This window comes from Candidatus Protofrankia californiensis (assembly GCF_900634765.1).
GTDB classification, from domain to species: domain Bacteria; phylum Actinomycetota; class Actinomycetes; order Frankiales; family Frankiaceae; genus Protofrankia; species Protofrankia californiensis.
Genome location: NZ_CAAAFT010000202.1, coordinates 3,886 through 4,655, shown reverse-complemented (window position 1 = coordinate 4,655; position 770 = coordinate 3,886). Strand labels below are relative to the sequence as shown.

1 protein-coding gene is annotated in these 770 nt (G+C 71.2%); it reads right to left on the bottom strand.

Translation table 11 applies throughout. The annotated features are described in order from the left end of the window. Nucleotides 1-204 precede the first annotated feature (204 nt). The coding region (locus DD1DGNOD_RS11105) for an ABC transporter ATP-binding protein (RefSeq protein WP_131770056.1) at nt 205-770 on the bottom strand (566 nt) is incomplete at its 5' end.

The following is a 770-nucleotide window of genomic DNA, read 5'->3' as shown; positions in this document are numbered from 1 at the left end:
CCGCCGCACCGGTCACCACCCTCCACGGCCCCGGGGCACGGGCCGTCACCGGCGACTTTACGGCCGGCGGCTCACCTGCCGAGACGCGACCGACCACCTGCCGAGACCCGAGTCGTGTCCTGTCGTTGTCCGCCGGAACCACCGCCACCGCCGACTCCACGAGATCTCGCCGACCAGACCCCGGCGGCTCAGAGCCCGGTGATCTTAAACCTCGGCGACGGCTTGGGCGAACTGGGCCTGGTACAGACGGGCGTAGGCGCCGGCGGCGGCGAGCAGGCTGGTGTGGTCGCCCTGTTCGACGATCGCGCCGTTCTCCATCACCAGGATGGTGTCCGCGTCCCGGATCGTCGACAGCCGGTGCGCGATCACGAACGCGGTACGCCCCACCCGCAGGGTCGACATGGCCCGTTGGATCAGTACCTCGGTGCGGGTGTCCACCGAGCTGGTCGCCTCGTCCAGGACGAGGATCAGGGGTTCGGCGAGGAACGCCCGGGCAATGGTGATCAGCTGCCGCTCCCCGCCGCTGACGCCGGCACCCTCGTCGTCGAGCACCGTGTCGTAGCCGGCCGGCAGGGTGCGCACGAACCGGTCGACATGCGCGGCAGTGGCCGCCGCGACGATCTGCTCCCGGGTGGCGCCCTCGGCGCCGTAGGCGATGTTCTCCGCGATGGTGCCGCCGAACAGCCAGGTGTCCTGCAGCACCATGCCGATGCTCGCCCGCAGCTCCTCCCGCGACATCGCGGCGATGTCGACCCCGTCCAGGGTGATCC